General features: G+C 70.8%; 19 protein-coding genes, 1 pseudogene and 1 riboswitch. Of the genes and pseudogenes, 12 read left to right on the top strand and 8 right to left on the bottom strand.

Annotation, left to right across the window (positions count from 1 at the left end):
• Positions 1 to 295 precede the first annotated feature (295 nt).
• Positions 296 to 820 carry a hypothetical protein gene (locus tag FDF13_RS02170; protein WP_137318258.1) on the top strand — a complete coding sequence of 175 codons (525 nt, stop codon included), beginning with the start codon at positions 296 to 298 and terminating at the stop codon, positions 818 to 820.
• A 74-nt stretch (positions 821 to 894) separates the two neighbouring features.
• Positions 895 to 1,431, top strand: a complete 537-nt coding sequence (locus FDF13_RS02165) for a thiol-disulfide oxidoreductase DCC family protein (RefSeq protein WP_175406812.1) — start codon at positions 895 to 897, stop codon at positions 1,429 to 1,431.
• A 90-nt stretch (positions 1,432 to 1,521) separates the two neighbouring features.
• On the opposite strand, the gene FDF13_RS02160 is transcribed toward FDF13_RS02165, so the two are convergent.
• Positions 1,522 to 2,404 (bottom strand): IS5 family transposase gene (locus FDF13_RS02160; RefSeq protein WP_175406811.1). Its coding sequence is split into 2 segments (ribosomal slippage): positions 1,522 to 2,046 and positions 2,048 to 2,404, totalling 882 coding nucleotides; the frame shifts between segments, so codons are not numbered across the junction.
• A 239-nt stretch (positions 2,405 to 2,643) separates the two neighbouring features.
• Between FDF13_RS02160 and FDF13_RS02155 the strand changes: the two genes are divergently transcribed.
• Positions 2,644 to 3,051: a four-helix bundle copper-binding protein gene (locus FDF13_RS02155; protein WP_137318256.1), complete on the top strand. Its 408-nt coding sequence runs from the start codon at positions 2,644 to 2,646 to the stop codon at positions 3,049 to 3,051.
• Positions 3,052 to 3,117: 66 nt separating this feature from the next.
• Here the strand turns inward: FDF13_RS02155 and FDF13_RS02150 are convergent, their stop codons facing one another.
• A complete protein-coding gene (locus FDF13_RS02150; protein WP_137318255.1) occupies positions 3,118 to 3,471 on the bottom strand; it encodes a metalloregulator ArsR/SmtB family transcription factor in 354 nt (117 codons plus the stop codon).
• Positions 3,472 to 3,631: 160 nt separating this feature from the next.
• Positions 3,632 to 4,039 carry a VOC family protein gene (locus FDF13_RS02145; protein ID WP_137318254.1) on the bottom strand — a complete coding sequence of 136 codons (408 nt, stop codon included), beginning with the start codon at positions 4,037 to 4,039 and terminating at the stop codon, positions 3,632 to 3,634.
• A 329-nt stretch (positions 4,040 to 4,368) separates the two neighbouring features.
• On the opposite strand from FDF13_RS02145, the gene FDF13_RS02140 reads away from it, so the two are divergent.
• From FDF13_RS02140 to FDF13_RS02130, 3 genes are all read left to right on the top strand, one after another.
• Positions 4,369 to 5,556: an alpha/beta fold hydrolase gene (locus FDF13_RS02140; RefSeq protein WP_137318253.1), complete on the top strand. Its 1,188-nt coding sequence runs from the start codon at positions 4,369 to 4,371 to the stop codon at positions 5,554 to 5,556.
• Between the two features lie 61 nt (positions 5,557 to 5,617).
• The gene (locus FDF13_RS02135) at positions 5,618 to 6,958 is read left to right on the top strand and encodes an alpha/beta fold hydrolase (RefSeq protein ID WP_137318252.1); all 1,341 of its coding nucleotides are present in this window, start codon (positions 5,618 to 5,620) and stop codon (positions 6,956 to 6,958) included.
• A 363-nt stretch (positions 6,959 to 7,321) separates the two neighbouring features.
• A complete protein-coding gene (locus FDF13_RS02130; RefSeq protein WP_217494883.1) occupies positions 7,322 to 8,038 on the top strand; it encodes an enoyl-CoA hydratase-related protein in 717 nt (238 codons plus the stop codon).
• Between the two features lie 148 nt (positions 8,039 to 8,186).
• On the opposite strand, the gene FDF13_RS02125 is transcribed toward FDF13_RS02130, so the two are convergent.
• Positions 8,187 to 9,500 (bottom strand): glycosyltransferase, encoded by a 1,314-nt coding sequence (locus FDF13_RS02125; RefSeq protein WP_137318250.1) that lies wholly within the window; start codon positions 9,498 to 9,500, stop codon positions 8,187 to 8,189.
• A gap of 210 nt (positions 9,501 to 9,710) precedes the next feature.
• Between FDF13_RS02125 and FDF13_RS02120 the strand changes: the two genes are divergently transcribed.
• Positions 9,711 to 10,640 (top strand): hydrolase, encoded by a 930-nt coding sequence (locus tag FDF13_RS02120; protein ID WP_137318249.1) that lies wholly within the window; start codon positions 9,711 to 9,713, stop codon positions 10,638 to 10,640.
• An 84-nt stretch (positions 10,641 to 10,724) separates the two neighbouring features.
• Here the strand turns inward: FDF13_RS02120 and ribH are convergent, their stop codons facing one another.
• The 4 genes and pseudogenes from ribH to ribD all read right to left on the bottom strand — a co-directional run.
• Positions 10,725 to 11,189: a 6,7-dimethyl-8-ribityllumazine synthase gene (ribH, locus tag FDF13_RS02115; RefSeq protein WP_137318248.1), complete on the bottom strand. Its 465-nt coding sequence runs from the start codon at positions 11,187 to 11,189 to the stop codon at positions 10,725 to 10,727.
• A complete protein-coding gene (ribB, locus tag FDF13_RS02110; protein ID WP_137318247.1) occupies positions 11,189 to 12,892 on the bottom strand; it encodes a 3,4-dihydroxy-2-butanone-4-phosphate synthase in 1,704 nt (567 codons plus the stop codon). Before ribB ends, ribH begins: the two co-directional genes overlap by 1 nt.
• The gene (locus FDF13_RS02105) at positions 12,889 to 13,614 is read right to left on the bottom strand and encodes a riboflavin synthase (protein WP_137318246.1); all 726 of its coding nucleotides are present in this window, start codon (positions 13,612 to 13,614) and stop codon (positions 12,889 to 12,891) included. The genes ribB and FDF13_RS02105 overlap by 4 nt, the downstream gene beginning before the upstream one ends.
• Positions 13,615 to 13,913: 299 nt before the next feature.
• Positions 13,914 to 14,777 (bottom strand): annotated as a pseudogene (ribD, locus tag FDF13_RS02100) (bifunctional diaminohydroxyphosphoribosylaminopyrimidine deaminase/5-amino-6-(5-phosphoribosylamino)uracil reductase RibD); the annotation flags it as partial.
• A gap of 277 nt (positions 14,778 to 15,054) precedes the next feature.
• Positions 15,055 to 15,191, bottom strand: a riboswitch (FMN riboswitch).
• Between the two features lie 380 nt (positions 15,192 to 15,571).
• Here ribD and FDF13_RS14940 point away from each other — a divergent pair.
• The 5 genes from FDF13_RS14940 (at position 15,572) to FDF13_RS02080 (ending at position 19,887) form a co-directional block, all read left to right on the top strand.
• Positions 15,572 to 15,811, top strand: coding sequence for a hypothetical protein (locus tag FDF13_RS14940; protein WP_217494882.1), 240 nt, complete (start codon positions 15,572 to 15,574; stop codon positions 15,809 to 15,811).
• Between the two features lie 15 nt (positions 15,812 to 15,826).
• Complete coding sequence (locus FDF13_RS02095) at positions 15,827 to 16,573, top strand: TAXI family TRAP transporter solute-binding subunit (protein WP_217494881.1); 747 nt, start codon at positions 15,827 to 15,829, stop codon at positions 16,571 to 16,573.
• Between the two features lie 42 nt (positions 16,574 to 16,615).
• Positions 16,616 to 17,065, top strand: a complete 450-nt coding sequence (locus tag FDF13_RS02090; RefSeq protein ID WP_137318245.1) for a DUF1850 domain-containing protein — start codon at positions 16,616 to 16,618, stop codon at positions 17,063 to 17,065.
• A 14-nt stretch (positions 17,066 to 17,079) separates the two neighbouring features.
• Positions 17,080 to 19,044 (top strand): TRAP transporter permease, encoded by a 1,965-nt coding sequence (locus tag FDF13_RS02085; protein ID WP_137318244.1) that lies wholly within the window; start codon positions 17,080 to 17,082, stop codon positions 19,042 to 19,044.
• Positions 19,045 to 19,158: 114 nt separating this feature from the next.
• Positions 19,159 to 19,887: a hypothetical protein gene (locus tag FDF13_RS02080; RefSeq protein ID WP_137318243.1), complete on the top strand. Its 729-nt coding sequence runs from the start codon at positions 19,159 to 19,161 to the stop codon at positions 19,885 to 19,887.
• Positions 19,888 to 19,927 lie beyond the last annotated feature (40 nt).

Here is a 19,927-nt window from a genome sequence, read left to right as displayed (position 1 = left end):
CACCTCCGTCGAGGCGGGAGAGAATGAGCGGAGTGCAATCCCACCAGGCCCGCGAGACCGAGAAGGTGACATGAGCATTCCCCCGCCTCCCAACCAGCAACCGTCCGATCCACAGTTCGGAGGGCCACAGTTCGGTGGGTCGTCCGCCGGAGGGCCGCCCCAGGGTGTTCCGCCTCAGAGCGCTCCGCCGCAGGGTGGGCAGGGTGCACCGCCTCCCGGACCCGGTGCCGGCAGCCCGGGAGCGAACCACTCCGGTGCCCCCGGACACGGCTACGGCCCGCAGCCGGGCCGGAAGATGAAGCGTTGGGGGCAGGGGCTGACCTGGACCGGCCTCGCGATCACCGTCGTCGGCATCATCGCGGCGATCGTCACCGGCGTGATCGGGTTCGGCAACGCGGTGCCGAGCGAGGACCGGATGACGACCATCGTGTCCAGCGGCACCGTGACCGCCGAGGCGGACGAGGACCTCTACCTCTACGTGCCCGACGGCGCGGCGCCGGCGGTGTGCACTGTATACCCGCCCGGCCAGGCCGAGGTGCACCCGATCGAGAACCCGATCAACACGAACTTCACCCACGAGGGCGCCCAGTATCAGTCGAACGGCGGCTTCACGACCACCGAGGCCGGCACCTATGAGCTCACCTGCTCGAACCCCGAGGTGCTCGTCGCACCCAGCGTGTCCGGCGGCGCAATCGCCGGCGGGGTGCTCGGAGTCGTCGGCGGTTCGATGGCGGCCGTGGTCGGCGGACTCATCCTCATCATCGGCATCATCCTCTGGATCGTCGGAGCGAACCGGATGAAGAAGTCCGGAGTGCGATGACCGCGAGTGGTGCGGAGGTGGAGTCCTCCGAGGATCGGTCTGCAGCGGCCCGGCCCGCAGCGGATCGATCTGCCGTGGATCGCGCGGATCGCAGCGTTCGGCCCGCTGCGCTCACCGTGCTCTTCGACGGCCACTGCGGGTTCTGCACCCGCTGCGTGAATGCCGTCGAGGCACGCGACACCCACGGACGGATCACGTTCCTCGCACACCAGGTGCCCGGGGTGCGGGAGCGCTGGGGCGTCACCCGCGCGCAGGCGGAGTACCAGCTGTGGGCCATCGGCCCCGGAGGCGAGCGGGCCGGAGGTGCGCAGGCCGTCGCCGCGATCCTCGACACACTCATCGGATCCAGAGCGGGCTTCGGATCCCGAACGGGCCTCGGGCCCGGTGCGCGCCTCGAATCCCGTGCGCGGCACGGATCCGGTGGGCCCCTCGGGCCCGGCCCGGACGACCGTGTCGATAGAGCCGGGAGGCGCGGCCCGCTCGAGCGGGTGGCCCGGACCCCCGGCGTCGAACAGCTGCTCGATCGCGCCTATCAGTGGGTCGCGCGCAACCGCGCCCGCTTCCCGGGCACGACCCCGTGGTGCGAAGCGCACACGGGGAATTGCCGCTGAGGATCATCATCCGACGATGCCCTGCCCGATGATGATCCTCGTTCCGAAGAAGACCCTCGTGCAGGCGGGATTCCGCTAGGGCGTGTCCGATCAATGGTGTAGCCACGCAATAGCCGCGTTGAGTACGACTGCTGCGCGGTAGACGATGGCGAGTTTGTCGTAGCGGGTGGCCAGGGCCCGCCACTGCTTCAGGCGGCTGCAGCCGCGCTCGATGACGTTCCTGCCCCGGTACTTCTCGGCGTCGAACTTCGGCGGCCTGCCGCCCTTGGAGCCGCGGCGCTTGCGGTGGCCCTGTTGATCTTTCGGCTCGGGGATGACTGCTTCAATCCGGCGGCTGCGCAGGTAGGCACGATTGGCCCGCGAGGAGTACGCCTTATCGCCCAGCAGTGCTGTCGGCCGGGTGCGGGCGCTACCGAGTCCGGGGCGCTGGACCCGCAGCTGATCCATGAGCGGGATGAGCATCGGGCAGTCGCCGTCCTGGCCGGCGGTGCACACGGTGACCAACGGCAGTCCGTGGCCGTCGACGAGCTGATGGGTCTTCGTCGACAGCCCACCCCGGGACCGGCCCAACGCGTGGTCAGGCGGCTCGACGTCCGGATTCGTGTAGTTCGACGAATCCCTTTTTTAGGCGCGTGATGTTCGTTGCGTGTTGATGAGCACGCGCGATCGTGGAGTCCACCGACAGCGACCAGTCGAGCTCGCCGGCAGCGTCAGCGTGAGCGGTCAAGCGGGCCAGCGCGGTGTCCCAGGTGCCGTCGCCGGCCATCCGGCGATGCCAGGTCCATACCGTCTGCCACTTGCCGAACGTCTCGGGCAGGTCCCGCCAGGCGATCCCGCATCGGTAGCGGTAGATGATGCCCTCGACCATCTGGCGGGCATCAGCGAAGGGCCGGCCCCTGCGGCCGGTCGGAGCAGGCAGCAAGTCAGCGATCAGAGACCATTGAGCATCCGTGAGCAGTTGGAATCTCGACATGCTCCCAGGCTCTCAGCCAGCGAACCACATCATTGTCAGACACGCCCTAGCAGCAACCACGAATAAGGTCGGCAGCCGAAGCGACCCTGCCCCGCACGTCTGCACGAGTCCGCGCCACTGTGAAGATTCTGCGAAGATCGGTCGTCAGGGGCTGTGCTCGCCCGCGGCGGATCACTAGCGTCGAACATGGACCGGGCATTTTTCCGGTACCGACGACTGGGAGAAGAAGGAGCACTCCGATGACGCACATCAGCTCGATGATCGAAACCCATCCCAACGGCACCACTGACCTCGACGTCCAAAAACTGGCCGACTGCATCGCCGCCTGTTTCGAATGCGCCCAGACCTGCACCGCCTGTGCCGACGACTGTCTGGCCGAAGACATGGTCGCAGACCTGCGCAACTGCATCCGTCTCAACCTCGACTGCGCCGATATCTGCGCAACCACGGGCAGCATCCTCAGCCGCCGTACCGGGCAAAACCTCGCCACCGTTAAAGCCGTCCTCGAATCCTGCCGGACAGCATGCGCAGCATGCGCAGCCGAGTGCGAGAAACACGCCGACATGCACGAGCACTGCCGGGTCTGCGCTGAAGCATGCCGCCGCTGCGAACAGGCCTGCGCTGACCTCCTGGCCGTCATCGGCTGATTGTCACCGCCATTGTTCGGTCGGACCTCACGGGAGTAGAAGGTAGACAGCTGCGATCCGACAGGCTCAAGAGGTGTAAGTGTGGGGATCCCGTCCGTGAGCGGCCCCGGACTGGTGCTCGGCATACGACAGCACCTCGGACAGCAGCCGGTGCACGTGCGCGTCACTGGCGGAGTAGTAGACGAACGTTCCTGCCCGTCGGGTCTGCACCAGGTTCGCGGCCCGCAGCTTCGCCAGATGCTGGCTGACCACCGTCGGCGACGCCTCGATCAGTTCGGCCAGTCTTGTGACGTTGCACTCCTCCTGCAGAAGCACCCACATGATCCGCACCCGTGTCGGATCGGCCAGAATCCGGAACGACTCGCTGGCCAGCCGGGCATGAGGACCATCGGGCACCTGCACCTGCGATCGGACATCCATGGCCTCAGCTTAACGTCCCCGCATAGTTGCGAAGATATGCAGGTATGCTGGCGGCATGTCTCCGCACGTTGACCCCGGGAGCGGCGGCCGGCAGAGCCACTCCCACACCCACACCGAGCCCGACGACAACCACGATCGCGAGCACCACCATGATCACGACCTAGCCGACGAAGATGCAGAACGGGTGGCCGGCGGGATCGGTGAAGATCACGATCGGCTCGTCCGGGTCGGCCCGGCCGTCCTCGATCTGCCGGGCACCGAGCTCGAGCGCCCGCGAGCGGTGCCGCTCGAGCTGCGCGGTGTCCTCGACGGTGAAGTCGAGGTGGAGCTGTTGGTGCACCTCGGTGCTCGGCCAGGTCGAGCGCGGCAGGTGCTCGGTCGGCTGGAACGCGAGCCGCTGACCGTCGGGCGAGACGAGGATGAGGAACTCCCCGTCGTGCTTCCCGCCCGGCTCGTCGCCCGGGCGGTACGGCCACCCCAGGAGCGCGCGGTAGAACTCCGCGAGTCCACGGTGGTCCTCGGCATCGAGCACGGTGGAGCGGAGGCGGGGGAACGTCTGCTCATCCATCCACCCAGCCTGCCACCGGGCCGCGGTCCTGTCAGCCCCGCGAGCCATCTCTCATTCCCCGGCGTTCGCCTCCCGCCCCGTGCTGAAACCTCGATTTCGGAAGGTCCCTGAGCGCCGATCCGCCGTTCTCTGCGGTTTCAGCGCGGGGTGCCTCGGTTCGAGGATTGACGGTCGGTGCGGGGCCGAACCCGCGGGCCGCTGCACCCCGAGTGCGAAGTCCAACCCGCGGGAGTTCTCATCCCCGATTCGCGGCCGACGCGATTCCCGATCCGTGACCGGTTCGCGTTCGATAGTCTGCTCGTGACTCGATCTCCAGCGAAAGGCCCGCCATGTCGGCCACCGCCCGCCCGAAGTCCAGCCTCCTCCCGATCGCCGCCCGGACCGCCGGGGCCCTCGCCGGTGTTCTCGCCCTCACCGCCGGCACCTACGTCCTCCGCAACACCACCCACGCCCGGCTCGACCGGGCACGCGCCGAACGCGCCGGCTTCACCCTCCGCACGACGATGATCAACGGACACGGGATCCGGTTCGCCGAGGGCCCCGACGCCGGCCCGGCTCTCGTGCTCCTGCCCGGCCAGGTGAGCGACCTGTGGAACTACGCCCGCGTCATGCGCGACCTCTCCCGCGACTTCCATGTCTACGTCGTCGACATCCCCGGCCACGGCGGGTCCGAGCACGACCCCGAGCTCTACTCCGGCGCGGTGCTCGGGGAGCTGTTCGCCGACTTCATCGCCGGGGTCGTCGGCGAGCAGGCCATCGTCTCCGGGCACTCCTCGGGCGGGCTCATCGCCGCCTGGCTCGCCGCGTCCCGGCCCGAGGTGGTCGCCGCGCTCGTGCTCGAGGACCCTCCGTTCTTCTCCTCGGTGCTGCCGGCCGCGGAGAAGACCGCGAACCACGTCGACCTGGCGACCACCGCCCACGCCTACCTCGCGCAGCACTCCCCGGGCTCCGGCCCGCCCGGTCCGCCTGCGGCAGATCCGTCCGCGGCAGACCAGCCCGCGGCAGACCCGTCCGAAGCAGGCCCGCGCGCCGCGGATTTCGTCGCCTTCTACGCCGAGCACACCCCCATGCTCGACATGTTCGGCGACCTCGGCCCGCGCATGCGCGCCCAGGCACTCGCCCAGCGAGCCGCCGACCCCGCGCGGCCCGTGCGCTGGGCGCTCATGCCGCCGGTGCTCAACGAGTACTTCCGCGGGATGGGCGACTACGACCCGCGGTTCGGACAGGCCTTCTTCGACGGCAGCTTCCACGACCATTTCGACCACGCGCTCACTCTCGCCGCGATCAGCACGCCCACCCTCCTCATCCACTGCAATTGGTTCCGCGACGAGGACGGCGTGCTCATGGCGGCGATGAGCGGCGAGGACGCGGAGCAGGCGCGCGACCTCATCCCCGACGTGCGATTCGAGCGGGTCGACTCCGGACACAGCTTCCACTTCGAGCACCCTCGCCGCTATGCCCGGCTGCTCCGCGGGTTCGCCGCCGACACCGTGGGCGAGGTCGACCTCCTCGACTGAGGCCGCCGGGCGCCGATGCCGCACTCGAACACCGTCCAGGTCGACCTCCTAGACTGGCCGGATGGACAGATCAGCGACCATGCGCCGACAGGCGCTGCGCACGCCCGGCCTCCGCTCGATCCGCCGCCCGATCGGCACCCGCGACCCGCGCTCGGCGGCGGGATCTCCGCTGTCCTCCCCACCACCCGCCGAGGCGCCAGCCGCCTCCTCGACCGGGCCCGAGTTCGAGCTCCACTACGTGCGCACCGGCCCGGACACCTATCGGAGGTCACCGGACCCGGTGGCGCCGGCCTCGGGCGCGGCGTCCTTCCCCCTCGTCATCCTCCCCGGCGGGCCCGGCCTCGCCTCGGCGCTGCCCTACGGTGAGGTGCGGAAGCAGGCGGCGGCGCGCGGCCTCGAGGTCATCATGATCGAGCACCGCGGAGTCGGGCTCTCCCGCCGCGACCTCGACGGAGACGACCTGCCCCGCGAGGCGCTTTCCGTCGCGCTCGCCGCTGAGGACATCGCTGCGGTGCTCGACGCCGAGCACATCGAGCGGGCGGTCATCGTGGGCTCGTCCTACGGCACCTACCTCGCCCAGGCCTTCGCCGTCGAGCACCCCGAACGGGTCGCGGGCCTCGTCCTCGACTCCCCGATGCTCGCCGCGACGGGCGAGAAGGTCGCCCGCGAGTACTCGCGCGACCTGCTGTTCCACGGCACCGCGGGGTCGCGGGAGACACGGCTGCTCGCGGCGAAGGTCCACGACCTCGTGACCTCCGGCGACGTCGACGAGCTCACGCTCGGCCGCGATGTGCGGATCATCTTCGAGTTCGCCGGGCCGCAGGTGCTCGACCGCTTCCTCAACCAGGTCAGGCTCGGCCGGGCGAAGCGCACGCTCGCGTTCCTCGACAAGGCCGGTTCCGGCGACATGGGCGACGGGCTGCCCTACTTCATGGAGTTCGACCTCGTCGGCGAGATCGCGTTCCGCGAGCTGAGCTTCTTCGCCGCCGGCGACGGCCGGATCTTCGACCAGACGCACGAGTTCGAGGCGATCCGGGCGCAGTACTCCGACTACGTCGGCGAGCCCTACGACCTGCCGGCGGCGCTGCCGGGCTTCGACTTCCCCGTCGTCGCGCTGTCCGGTGACCGCGACCTGCGCACACCCCGCCCCGTGGCCGAGGAGATCGTCCGCCTCGCACCGCAGGGTCGACTCGTCGCGCTGCCGGAGCACGGGCACAGCGCGCTCGACACCCACCTGCGCGCGCTGCTCATCGCGTCCGAGGCGGTTGCCACCGGGCGGGAGCCGGAGCTCGACTGGAACCCCGAGCGGTTCGCGCACCTCGACCACACCGGGGGGCCGTCCCGGTTCGTCGGTCCGCTGATCGATGCGAACCTCGCCCTTGACCGGATCCTCTCCCGCTGAGACCTCGATCTCGGAAGGTTCCTGAGAGCGTTTTCGCCGGAGTTTGCGATGTCAGCGCGTGCGACCTGGCGCGGTCCCCGAGACCTGACAGCAGACGCCCAGGCCCTGATGACCGGTGCCGATAGACTGACGACGTTCACGCCTACAAGGAGGTCTGCCGTGTCCGACCCCAGCACCTCTCGATCGAACTCCTCTCCATCGAACACTTCGCCATCGAGCTCCCCGTCCGCGGACGCCTCGTCACGAGGGGCCTCGTCCACCAGCGCCTCATCCACCGACACGTCGTCGCCGGGCTCCTCGGGCGCTGCCACCAGGGAGTTCCCCTCCGACGCCCCGCTGCAGGTCGAGATCCACGACGGGATCATGACGCTCACGCTGCGCCGCGCCGAACGGCGCAACGCAGTGAACCAGGAGCTCGCCGACGCGCTCGACCGGGCCTTCGCCATCGCCGAGGCGACCGCCTCCGTCCGCGTCATCGTCCTCACCGGGGCGGGCGGGTACTTCTCCGCCGGCACCGACCTCAGCGAGGGCACCTCGCCGAAGACCCCGGACGGCGGCTCCTACGGCTTCGTCCGGCGCCGGCGCAGCGTGCCCGTCATCGCCGCGGTGGAGGGATTCGCCCTCGGCGGCGGGTTCGAGATGGTGCTGGCCTGCGATCTCGTCGTCGCCGCCCGCGACGCCCGCTTCGGTCTGCCCGAGGTCAAGCGCGGCGTGGTGGCGAACTGCGGTGCGTTCTTCCGCACCCCCGCAAAACTGCCGGCCACTGCCGCCACCGAGATGCTCCTCACCGGCGACCCGATCTCCGCGCCGCGCGCCGTCGAGCTCGGCCTCGTCAACACGGTGACCGAGCCCGGGCACGCGCTCGCCGGGGCGCTCGAGCTCGCCGGACGCATCACCGCGAACTCCCCGGTCGCCGTCGCGGAGACCACCCGGGCGCTCATCGAGGCGCGCGACCTCGCCGAGGAGCCGCTGTGGCCGCTCACCGACCGCGCCTCGCAGACCCTGTGGGCTTCCCCCGACCGGGAAGAGGGGATCCGCGCGTTCTTCGAGAAGCGCGAGCCGCGCTGGACGGTGCGCTGACCCGCCGCCGAGGTGTGATCTGTGATCGGGTCCCGAGGTGGGACACGGTGCCGAGGTGGGACAGGGCGCCGAGGCGCCGGCCACCTCGACCCCGGCGCCACCCGCCTCGGGAGCGACGTCAACTGACGACCCCTCGCCTGACTACTCCTCACCCGGCGGCGCCGAGCACCTCTTCGATCGCGGCCACCGCGGCCGCCGCTCCGTCCTCCGCCGCGAACTCCGCCTGCACCCGGTCCGCCGCCTGCCGGTAGCGCGGGTCCGTGAGCAGCGCGCGGACCGCTTCGGTGAGCCTGCGGGTCCCGGCGGCCCGGCGGGGGAGCGCGATGGCATTGCCATCCCGAGCGCACACCGCGATGTTCCACGACTGCTCGGGCTGCATCCCCATCCCGACAAACGGCACCCCGGTGGCGCACGCCGTCTGCACCGTGCCCTGCCCGCCGTGGATCACCGCGGCGTCGACGAGCCCGCCCAGGCGGTGTGCCGGCAGCAGGTCGACCAGGTGCACGCGCTCCGGCAGCTCCGACTCGTCCCCGGGCTCGAGGAGGTGCCGGACGGGCGCGACGACCTCGACGTCGAGGCGGGCGAGCGATGCGACGGCGGCGAGCACGGTGCGGCGGTCTCCCGAGGAGCCGAGCGCCAGATATACGAGCGGGCGCGGGCCGGCGGCGAGCTCCCGGACCACTGGGGGCACCTCACCGGGCAGCTCGGCGAAGATCGGCCCCACCCGGCGGTACCCGGCCGGCAGGGAGTACCCGGCGAGCTCGGAACCCATGACGGTGAGGAGGTTGATGTCGTTCTCGAACAGCGCGGCCCCGGTGCGCAGGGGAGGGACCCCGACCTCCCGGGCGACGGCGGTGAAGGCGCGCGGCGCGATCGGCAGCCGGTCGTAGACGAGCCGGAAGGCGGCCGACCCCGCCGCATCGAGCGCACCGCGCACCGCACTGGACACCGCATCGAGGGCGCCCGGCACCGCATCGGGGACGCCGGGCTCTGCATCGACGGCGCCGGGCAGCGGACCGCTCCCGGGGGCGAGTCCCAACCGGGCCGTCTGCTCGACGTGCGGGCGGGTGAGCGCGAAGGGAACGGCGTAGAACAGCGGCACCGCCTCGGCCCGGGCGGAGATCAGCGAGGTGACGTTCGTGCCCATGACGACCGCCTCGGCCTCGGTCTGTCGGATGAGGCGCCGTTCGGCGGCGACGCGGGCGCGCACCAGCCGGGTGCTGAACGGGTGGCGGATCGAGCGGCCCTGGTCGAGCGCGAGCGCCTGCGCCTGCTGATCCGGTGTCAGCACGGGGGCGAGCCTGCGCACCTCGAACCCGGCGTCGCGGATGAGGTGCGTGTACGGGTCCTCGTAGACCTGGAAGATCGCGCGCCACTCGGGGCCGAGCGCCCGGGCGATGACGATCATCCGGGTGGTCTCGGCGAGATTGAACGTCACCGGCGCGAAGATCAGGGTCCGCATACGGTCAGCGTAGCGGGGCTGCTCGGGGCGGCAGGGGTGACAGGGGCGCGGGTTGCCGGGCCCAGCGCAGCAGGCGGCTCATTGCAGTGGGCGGCTCAGGGGTGTGGGCGGCTCAGGGGTGTGGGCGGCTCAGCGCAGCAGGCCACTCAGGGCAGTGGACTCGGCACTCGGGCGATGACCGGGAACCGGGGCCGGGCCTACACTCGGACCATGACGAACTGGCAGCCCGCCGAAGTCACGATCTGCGCCACCTGCGGCGTCGAGTTCTCCGCGCCCGTGCCCGAGGTGTGTCCCGTCTGCGCCGACGAGCGCCAGTTCGTACCGCGCTCGGGGCAGGAGTGGGCGCGCCGCTCCGAGCTCGAAGCCGCCGGCCACGCGGTGACGATCCGCGAGGTCGAACCCGGCCTGCACGCGCTGCGCGTGGTGCCGCGCCTGGGCATCGGCCAGACCTGCTACCTCGCCCGGACGGAACAGGGGAACCTGCTGTTCGACGTCCCGCCCTACCTCGACGCCGAGGCGGTCGCCGCAGTGGCCGAGCTCGGCGGGGTGGCGGCGATCGTCGCGAGCCACCCGCACATGTACGGCATGCAGCTCGAGTGGAGCGCGGCCTTCGACGACGCCCCGGTGTTCGTGTCCCGCGCGGACGCCGGCTGGGTGCAGCGCCGCACCCGGGCGGATGCGGGTGTCGGGGCGGGTACGGGCGCGCCGGGTGACACGGAGACTGCCGAGGCGGAGGGGCCGGCCGAGGCGGGTGCCGGCGCGAGTCCGCTCGTCGAGTACGACCGGCAGATCGAGCCGGTCCCGGGCGTGCTCGTGCGGCAGATCGGCGGGCATTTCTCCGGCAGCTCGATCGCGGTGTGGCGCTCGCCGGAGGACGGCGTCGGGGTGTTCCTCGGTGGCGACACCATCAGCCCGGTCGTGCGCAGCGGATGGGTGACCTTCATGCGGAGCTTCCCCAACTACCTGCCGCTGTCCGGCGCCGTCGTCCGGCGCATGGCCGACGCCGTGGCCGACCTCGACTTCGACCGGATGTACGGCAATTTCGGCCAGCAGCTCCGCTCGGGCGGGAAGGCCGCGGTCGAGGAGTCGGCACAGCGCTACATCGCCTGGGTGTCCGGGGAGTTCGACTACCTGACGTGAGGCTCCGGGCCCACCGGCGGCTGCTCGAGAGTGCAATCTCTGGAGGATCTCTTCCCAGAAACCATCAAAAATTGCACTCTCGGGTCAGAGGGTGCGGAGGAGCTCCGCGGTGGCGAGGGCGGCGGTCGCGGCCTCGTAGCCCTTGTCCTCGCGCGAATCCGGCAGGCCCGCACGGTCGAGCGCCTGCGCGTCCGTGTCGCAGGTGAGCAGCCCGAAGCCCACGGGGGTGCCGGTGTCGAAAGCGACCCGATTCAGCCCCTCGGTCGCGGCCGTGCACACGTAGTCGAAGTGCGGGGTGCCGCCGCGGATGACGACGCCGAGCGCCACCACCGCATCATGCGTCGCCGCGAGCCTCTGCGCCACGACCGGGAGCTCGAAGCTGCCCGGCACCCGCACGAGTCTCGCTTCGATCCCGGCCTCCGCGGCCGCCTTCTGCGCGCCGGCGATGAGTCCGTCCATGACCGTGTCGTGCCACGACGAGGCGACGATCGCCATCGTCAGTCCGCTGTCCGCGCTCGGTGCCAGATCCGGTGCTCCGTGGTGTGCCATCAGCCGGCTCTCCTCTGTTCGTCCATGTCGGTCCTCTCCATCTGTTCGAAGGGTTCTGTCTGTTCGGTGGGCACTGTGTGCTCGTCGGGTTCTGTTCGTTCGGTCGGCTCTGGCTGTTCGGCCGGCACTTCCTGGTCGAATGGCACTGCCTGGTCGAAGGGCCCTGTGCGTTCGGTGCTCGCCGCGCCCGCTGTGCCCGCTGCGCCCGCCGCGCCTATCGCCTCTCCCGCAGCCTCCGTCCCATCTGTGCCGGCGGTGAGCGAGTGGTGCATGCGCACCCGCTTGGTCTCCAGGTAGCGGGCATTCTCCACGCGCACGGGCACCTCGATCGGCTCGCGCGCCTCGACTGCGATGCCGTGGGCCGTGAGCGCGGCGATCTTCGCGGGATTGTTCGTCAGCAGCCGGACCCGGTCGAGACCGAGCGCGGCGAGGATCGCCGCAGCGGCCGCGTAGCTGCGGGCGTCGTCGGCGAAGCCGAGCTCCCGGTTCGCATCGACCGTGTCGATGCCCTGCTCCTGGAGCGCATAGGCGGCGAGCTTGTTCGCCAGCCCGATCCCGCGCCCCTCGTGGTCGCGCAGGTAGACGAGCGTTCCGCCCTCGGCCGCGATCCGTCGCAGTGCGACGTGGAGCTGCTCGCCGCAGTCGCACCGGTGCGAGCTGAACACGTCCCCGGTCAGGCACTCCGAGTGCAGGCGGACGAGCGGAACCGCACCGGCGGGCGTCTCCCCGCTGATGACGAGGTGCTCGACGCCGCCGACCGTCCACGCCTGAGCCCGCAGCCGACCGTGGGCGGAGGGGAGCGCGACGGGCGCGCCCGGGGCCGCCTCGGGAAGACTCGTTCCCGGCACTGGAGCTGTGGGCAGGGATGTTCCGGGCAGGTCCGGTGCGGGCAGGACCGGCGTGGGCAGAGCCGGCGCGGCCGGCCGTGCTCCGGCAGTCGAGGTGGACGCCGAGGCACCGGCACCGGCCGTGCTCCCGCCGTCCGCCTCCCCGTCGTCGTGCGCCTCGAGCCAGGCGACGAGGTCCTCGATCGACACGGTGACGAGCCCGTGCTCCCGCCCGAAGGCGAGCAGCGCATCGAGACGCATCATCGAGCCGTCGTCGTGGACGAGCTCGGCGATGACGGAGACCGGCTGCAGGCCGGCGAGCCGGGAGAGCTCGACGCCCGCCTCGGTGTGGCCGGGCCGTTCGCGCACCCCGCCGTCCTTCGCGATGAGCGGGAAGATGTGCCCGGGTCGGGAGAGCGCCTGCGGGCGCGGCCGGGCCTCGGCGAGCACGCGGACGGTCCGCGCGCGATCGGCGGCGCTGATGCCGGTGCTCGTGTGCTCGATCGCGTCGCAGGACACGGTGTAGGCGGTGCCCTTGGGATCCTCGTTGACCGCGGTCATCGGCGGCAGTTCGAGGGCGCTCGCCCGTGCCGCAGTCATCGGGGTGCAGATCACGCCTGAGGTGTGCCGGACGATGAACCCCATCCATGCGGGGTTCGCGAGCTCGGCGGCCATGATGAGGTCGCCCTCGTTCTCCCGGTCCTCGTCGTCGACGACGATGATCGGCCGGCCGGCGCGGACCTCGGCGATCGCGGCGTCGATGGTGTCGAGGGTGCGGGCCGGCCGGTGCCGTGGCTGCACCGGGTGCGCCTGGTCCTGGGCCCGCCCGTCCGGGGCGTGCGCTGCGGGGTGCGTGACGTGCAGCTGGGTGGTCATGACGGGTCTCCGATCGGGGCGAGGTCCGGGGTGGTGTGACCCCCGGTGGTGAATGAGAGGAGTCGGGCCGCGTACTTCGCGAGCACGTCGACCTCGACGTTGACCGTCCGGCCCACAGCCGCGGAGCCGAACACGGTGTGTTCGAGAGTGGCGGGGATGAGACCGACCTCCACCCAGGCGGGGGAGGCGCCCGGAGCGCTCACCGCGGTGAGCGTCAGGCTCGCCCCGTCGAGCGCGATCGAGCCCTTCTCCGCGGTGTACGGTGCGAGCTCGGCGGGCAGGTCGACGCGCATCCGCACCCAGCCGCCCTCGTCGTCGAACCGGCTGATGGTGCCGACGCCGTCGACGTGACCCTGCACCACATGCCCGTCGAAGCGGCCCCCGGCGGGCATGCAGCGCTCGAGGTCGACCCGGTCGCCGGCGCGCAGGGAGCCGAGGTTCGTGCGCGCGAGGGTCTCGCCGATGACCTCGGCGGAGAACACACCGGAGGGGTCCGTGCCGACCGGCCGGGTGCCGTGGGGTTCGTGGGTGTCGTGGGGATCGTGGTCCGCGCCCGTGCCCGGCACCGCGGTGAGGCACACCCCGTTGACGGCGAGCGATCCGCCGCGCGGGAGGTCGGCGACGATCTCCCCGGCGGCGATGGTGATGCGGGCGAAACCGCCGTCGGGGCGGACGTCGACGGCGGTGACGGTCCCGAGCGATTCGATGATTCCGGTGAACATGGTGGCTCCTTCAGTGACTCGACAGGTAGAGCGCCGAAAGGCGGGGCGGGTCGTGGGCGACGGCAGGGGGTGGGCGCGGGGGAGAGGGGCGGATCCCCGGTCCCCGCGATGACCGCCGGGGTGCGTGCTCCCTCGTCGCCGGTGCTCTGCTCGCCGTCGTGCGCAACGGCGGGGACGAGGCGGTGGAAGGTGTCGGGTCCGAGTCGCGCGGGTGCGGCGGGCCCGGCGGGGTCGGCGACGAAGCGGTGCGCCTCGGTCAGCGTCCCCACGCCCAGTCCGGCGAGGGCGGGCAGGCCGTCGCCGAGCAGGATCGGGGCGGTGTAGAGGTGGAGCTCGTCGACGAGTCCGGCGGCGAGGAACGCGCCGGCGATGTGCGCCCCGCCCTCGACGAGCACGTGCCCGACCCCGGCGCCGGCGAGTGCGCGCAGGGCGGTGAGCGGGTCGCGGGTGCGCAGGTGCAGGGTGCGCAAATCGCGGGCGAGGTGGGATCCGGCGGCGAGCTCGCGGAACCCCATGACCACCGGGCGCGGCTGCGCCCCGGCGGGGCGCCCGTCCCGGGTGCGGGCGGTGAGCCGCGGATCGTCGGCGAGCGCGGTGCCGGTGCCCACGAGGATCGCGTCGACCCGGGCGCGCAGGGTGTGGGCGTGGGCGCGGGACTCCGCCGAGGTGATCCACCGGCTCGTGCCGTCGGCGGCGGCGATCCGGCCGTCGAGGCTCTGCGCGAGCTTGAGCGTGACATAGGGACGCGCGGCGCGCTGGGCGGCGATCCAGCGGGCGTTGAGCCGCTCGGCCTCCTCCGCCCGGACGCCGGAGACGACCTCAACCCCGTGGGCGCGCAGATGGGCCGCACCGCCGGAGGCACGGGGGTTGGGGTCGTCGATCGCGTGGACCACGCGCCGGATCCCGGCGTCGAGGAGGAACTGAGAGCAGGGCCCGCTGCGCCCGGTGTGGTTGCAGGGCTCGAGGGTCACGACCATCGTCGCGGTGGAGAGGTCGATGCCGGCCGTGCGGGCGCGCTGCACCGCGTCGACCTCGGCGTGGGGCGTGCCGGCGCCGTGGTGCCAGCCGGTGACCACGGTGCCGTCCGCGGCGAGCACCGCCGCGCCGACGAGCGGGTTGGCCCCGCGCTCCCCGCGGGCCGCCGCCTCGAGCGCGGCGGACATCGCCCGCGCCTCCTGTGATGCCCGTGTCCCTGCATGTGACCGTGTCCCGGGGAACACCCGTGTCCCGGGGAACGCACGTGTCTCAGGGAATGCCTGTGTCTCCGGGAATGCCCCGGCCTCCGGGAACGCCTGTGTCTCCGGGAACGACGGAACCGTCCGGTCTGCGTCCACTGTCTCCTCCTGGTCTGCACCGGGAGGAGGGAGGATCGTCACCGAACGGTTCGATGAATGCAGGGGATGCGTTCGACTGCGAAGTCGAGACGGCACACCCGTGCGCGTCGAGTTCCTCCCATCCAGACTTTGACTGTCGGTCTCGGAATCTCACCGAGTCAACCGGATCTCCCTGCTGCTGCAGGTCGAGCGGCTCGCGGACTGTACCGCCGGTACGGAATCTCACCGTCCCCGGAACTTCGTGGGCCCAGCATACAGACGTTCGGCGGGGAGCGGCGCGATGGTCCCTCATGGTGAGACGGGTCACACGGACTGCGGTGCAGTCACACGGACTGCTGTGCGCAGTGATCTCGTCCGGCCGACTGTGCTGTCCCCGCCGTCCGATCGTGCGCCGCCCGCTTCACCCGCACCGCCTGTATCGCCCGCGCTGCCGTAACGCTTCCGTAACGGGTCGGGAGGTCTGCGGGGTGTGACGGGGATTACTTCATAGGGTGAGTGGTGACCGACGCACCCGGACACATCCGGCGCGATCCCAGTGATCGCACCGGGCTCCGGCCGCAACCGAATCCGGTCGCAACCGACACCGATCGCAACTGACACCGACGTCGACAGCGGACCGCATCATGCGCACTCGCACCACACTTCTCACCGCCGGACTGGCCTCGGCCGCACTCGTCCTCTCCGCCTGCGGAGGCGGCAGCGGCGGCAGCGGCGGAGGTGACGGATCCGCCGAGGGCGGCGGCGACCTCGGCACCGAATTCATCACCATCGCCACCGGCGGATCCTCCGGCGTCTACTACCAGGTCGGGGCCGGCATGTCCGAGCTGCTCGCCGACCAGCTCGGCTCCGCCACCTCGGTGTAGGCGACCGGCGCCTCGGTGGAGAACATCACCCTGCTCACCGAGGGCGGCGCAGAGGTCGCCTTCGCGATGGCCGATGCCACGACCCAGGCGCTCGAGGGCGCGGGCCCGTTCGAGGAGAACGGCGCGGTCGACTCCCTGCCGGCGATCGCGAGCCTCTACGACCAGTACCTCCAGCTCATCACCGTCGAGGGCAGCGGGATCGAATCCGTCGAGGACCTGGCCGGCAAGCGCGTCTCCGTGGGCGATATCAACTCCGGCGTCGAGCTCAACGCCCGCACCGTCGTCGACGCCTACGGCATGAGCTACGACGACTTCACCGCCGACTACCTGTCCTACGCCGAGGCGATCGACCAGATGAAGAACGGGCAGGTGCAGGCGGCGTTCGTCACCAGCGGGCTGCCGAACTCCGCGGTGACCGACCTGTCGACCACCGAGGACGTCGTGGTCGTGCCGATCACCGGTGAGGGGCGCGAGACCCTGCTCAACGACTACGACTACTTCGGGGAGGGCGAGGTGCCCGCCGATGTCTACGACACCGCCGAGGCCGCGGAGACCCTGACCATCCCGAACCTCCTGCTCGCCAGCCCCGAGCTCAGCGAGGACGCGGTCTACGACATCACCAAGGCGATCTTCGACAACATCGACCAGGTGCACGCCACGCACAACGCGGCGAAGGACATCACGCTCGAGAACGCGACCGATGTCACCGTCACCGACATCCACCCGGGTGCGCAGCGCTACTACGACGAAGCCGGCAGCTGATCCCATGAGCATGACGGCCGGCACCTCGGGGGCGCGATCGCGATGATCGCGCGCCGCGGGGTGCTGGCCGCCGCACTCGCACTGCCGCTCCTGACCTCGGCGACCCCGGTCACCGCGCTCGTGGTGCGGGAGCAGCGGCCCGGCAGGCGGGAGTTCGCCCGGATCCCGGTGGGCCAGGGCGACATCGTCGAGTTCTCCTGGATCCACTCCGTCGACGGCACCCCGTGGACGGAGTTCTACCGGGTGGCCGGACGAGAACTCGTCCTCGACTGCACCGAGATGAGCCTCACCGGCGCGGGGACCCCGTCGAGCGCGCCGGAGGTCAGCTACTCCGGGGACCAGACCCGGATGTGCGGTCTCGACCTCACCTTCGACGCAGTGCGCTGGATCCACTCCCACACCGTCGACCACCGCATCGTCGTCGGCGGCGCCCTGCTCATCGGTCCCGAAGCCGTCCCCCATCACTGCCGCGCCGAGCTGGCAGTCGTCTGAAAGCGAAGAGACCCATGAGCCACACCCCGCAGCCCCTGGCCGAGGCCGAGGTCGTCGACCAGGAGACGCTGGAGAAGTACGACCGCGAATCGCGCACGCGCAAGGTCGAGACGACCTTCCTCAAGTGGCCGGTGACGATCGTCGCGGTCGCCCTGTCGGTCTACCACGTGTGGACCGCGCTGCTCGGCGCGCCTCCCACCCTGGTCCACCGCAGCATCCACGTCGCCGCGATCCTCGTGCTCGCCTTCTCGATCTACCGGCCGTACCAGAAGGAGAAGCGCGACACCGTCCCCTGGTTCGACTACATCCTCATCGCCGCCTCGGCGTCGGTGGCGATCTACCTCGCGACGAACTACGAGACCATCGCCACCCGTGGTGGGCGCTTCGAGATGATCGACGTGGTCATGGGCGGAGTGCTCCTGTTCGTCGTCCTCGAAGGGGCCCGGCGGCTCACCGGCTGGATCCTGCCGGCGCTCGCGGTCCTCTTCATCGTCTACGACTACTACGGGCGGTCGATGCCCGGGCTGTTCCGGCACCGCGGCTACGACTTCGACACCATCCTCAACTTCATGCTCACCACCACCGAGGGCGTCTACTCCACCGCCGTCGGCGTGTCCTCGACCTACATCTTCCTGTTCATCCTGTTCGGCGCCTTCCTGCAGAAATCGGGGATGGGGCAGTTCTTCAACGACATCGCCCTCGCACTGGCCGGCCAGACGCGCGGCGGGCCCGCCAAGGTCGCCGTCATCGCCTCGGGATTCCTCGGATCGATCAACGGTTCGGCGATCGCCAACGTCGTCACCACCGGCGCCTTCACCATCCCGCTGATGAAGAAGATCGGGTACAAGCCGAACTTCGCCGGCGGCGTCGAGGCCTCCGCCTCGGTCGGCGGGCAGATCCTGCCCCCGATCATGGGTGCGGCCGCCTTCATCATGGCCGAGACGCTCGGCATCCCTTACCGCACGATCGCGCTCGTCGCGATCGTCCCCGCGCTGCTCTACTACATCGGCATCATCATGCAGGTGCACCTGCGGGCCACCCGGCTCGGCCTCAAGGGGATCTCGCGGGAGAACCTGCCGCTCGTCATGGACGTGCTCAAGGAGCGCGGCCACCTGCTCATCCCGCTCGCCTACCTGCTCTACATGCTGTTCTTCAGCGGCTTCACCATCCTCTTCGCCGCGGTCACCACGATCTTCGTCACCGTGATCGTCGCGATGATCCGGAAGACCACGCGCATGGGCCTCGGCGACATCATCGACGCCCTGCGCGACGGCGCGGTCACCGCGGTGTCCGTCGCGGTGGCGTGCGCCTGCGTGGGCATCATCGTCGGCGTCGCCACCCAGACCGGGTTCGGGGTCAAGCTCGCGAACGCGATCGTGACGATCGGCGGCGGGTTCCTGCTGCCGACGCTCATCATGACGGCGCTCGCCTGCATCATCCTCGGCATGGGGCTGCCGTCGATCCCGGCCTACATCATCACCGCGACGATGGCCGCCCCCGCGCTCACCCAGCTCGGGGTGGAGCCGCTCGCGGCGCACATGTTCGTGTTCTACTTCGGGCTCTTCGCCAACATCACCCCGCCCGTAGCGCTCGCGGCCTTCGCGGCAGCCGGGCTGTCCGGAGGCGATCCGATGCGCACCGGCTTCGCGGCGATGAAGCTCGCGCTCGCCGGGTACGTGGTGCCGTTCGTGTTCGTCTACAACCCGGTGCTCCTCATGCAGGACGTGCAGGTGCTCGAGGCGATCCAGGTGATCGTCACCGCGACCGTCGGAGTGCTCCTGCTGGCCGTCGCCGCGGAGGGCTTCCTCATGGTCGCCGTGCCCTGGGTGCTGCGGATCGCGCTGGTGGTGGGGTCCGTGCTGTTCCTCACCCCGGACGGCCTGCTCGACCTCATCGGGATCGGCGTGCTCGTGCTCTCTCTCGGTGCGATCGCCCTCATGGCGAAGAAGCGGAACGAGCTGTCGTGGAGGAACATCTGAGCCCACCGCTGTTCCCGGATCGGAACATGCTCACGGGGCAGGGACCGCGGTGCGTCGGCTACCCTGGAGTCGGCATCACCGCGACAGTCGGCCCATGCGAAAGGACTCACACCCATGCGCACACCCTCCTCCCTGCGGGCCCTCGTTCCCATGGCACTCGGCAGCACCCTGCTGCTCGTCGGGTGCTCCTCCGGCGGGGGTGAGCCGGCCGGTGGCGAGGAGAACCCCGCCCCCGGTCAGGAGGCTTCGGCGGAGCAGCCCGCCGAGGAGCCCGCTTCCGCCGTCGTGACCAATGCGCAGATCCGCACCGCGATCGAGGCGATCGACGTCGAGGGCGTCGACCTCACGGTCACCGATTCCGCGGCCACCGAGGGTGCGGACGAGGCGCTCGACGAGAACAAGGTCGAGCCGGCGGAGTGCCGGGCGGCGCTCGAGAACATGCCGGGCGTCGGCAGCTCGGAGAGCGCAGCCGTCTCCGGCATCGCGAACAACGGGATGATGTTCGGCGGCTCGGCCCTCGAGGATGCACAGACCGCCGAGGAGCTGCTCGCCGCCCAGGAGCAGATGCCGGAGCGGTGCGCGGAGTTCACGATGACGAACGCGGCGGGCGAGACCGGTGAGGTTGCCATCGCCCCGTACGACCAGGCACCGGAAGGGGCGACGGGATACACGATGACGACGCAGGCCGGCGGGGTCGCCATCGACGTGAACATCGTCTTCGGAACCGTGGGCAATGCCTTCGTCCTCGGCGCGTTCGTGCCGGAGATGGCTGTCGACGGGCAGCAGAAGCTCGACGAGGGATACGGGCAGCTCGTCGAGTCCCTCGAATCGCAGGCCGGCTGACGGGCAGGCTCCGCGGCAGACCGATGTCGCAGGCCGGCGA

Origin of the sequence: Brevibacterium sp. CS2 (genome assembly GCF_005280295.1) — a bacterium.
GTDB lineage: Bacteria > Actinomycetota > Actinomycetes > Actinomycetales > Brevibacteriaceae > Brevibacterium > Brevibacterium pityocampae.
The sequence above is the reverse complement of the archived record's forward strand: the minus strand, read 5'-3'. Positions and strand labels throughout refer to the sequence as shown.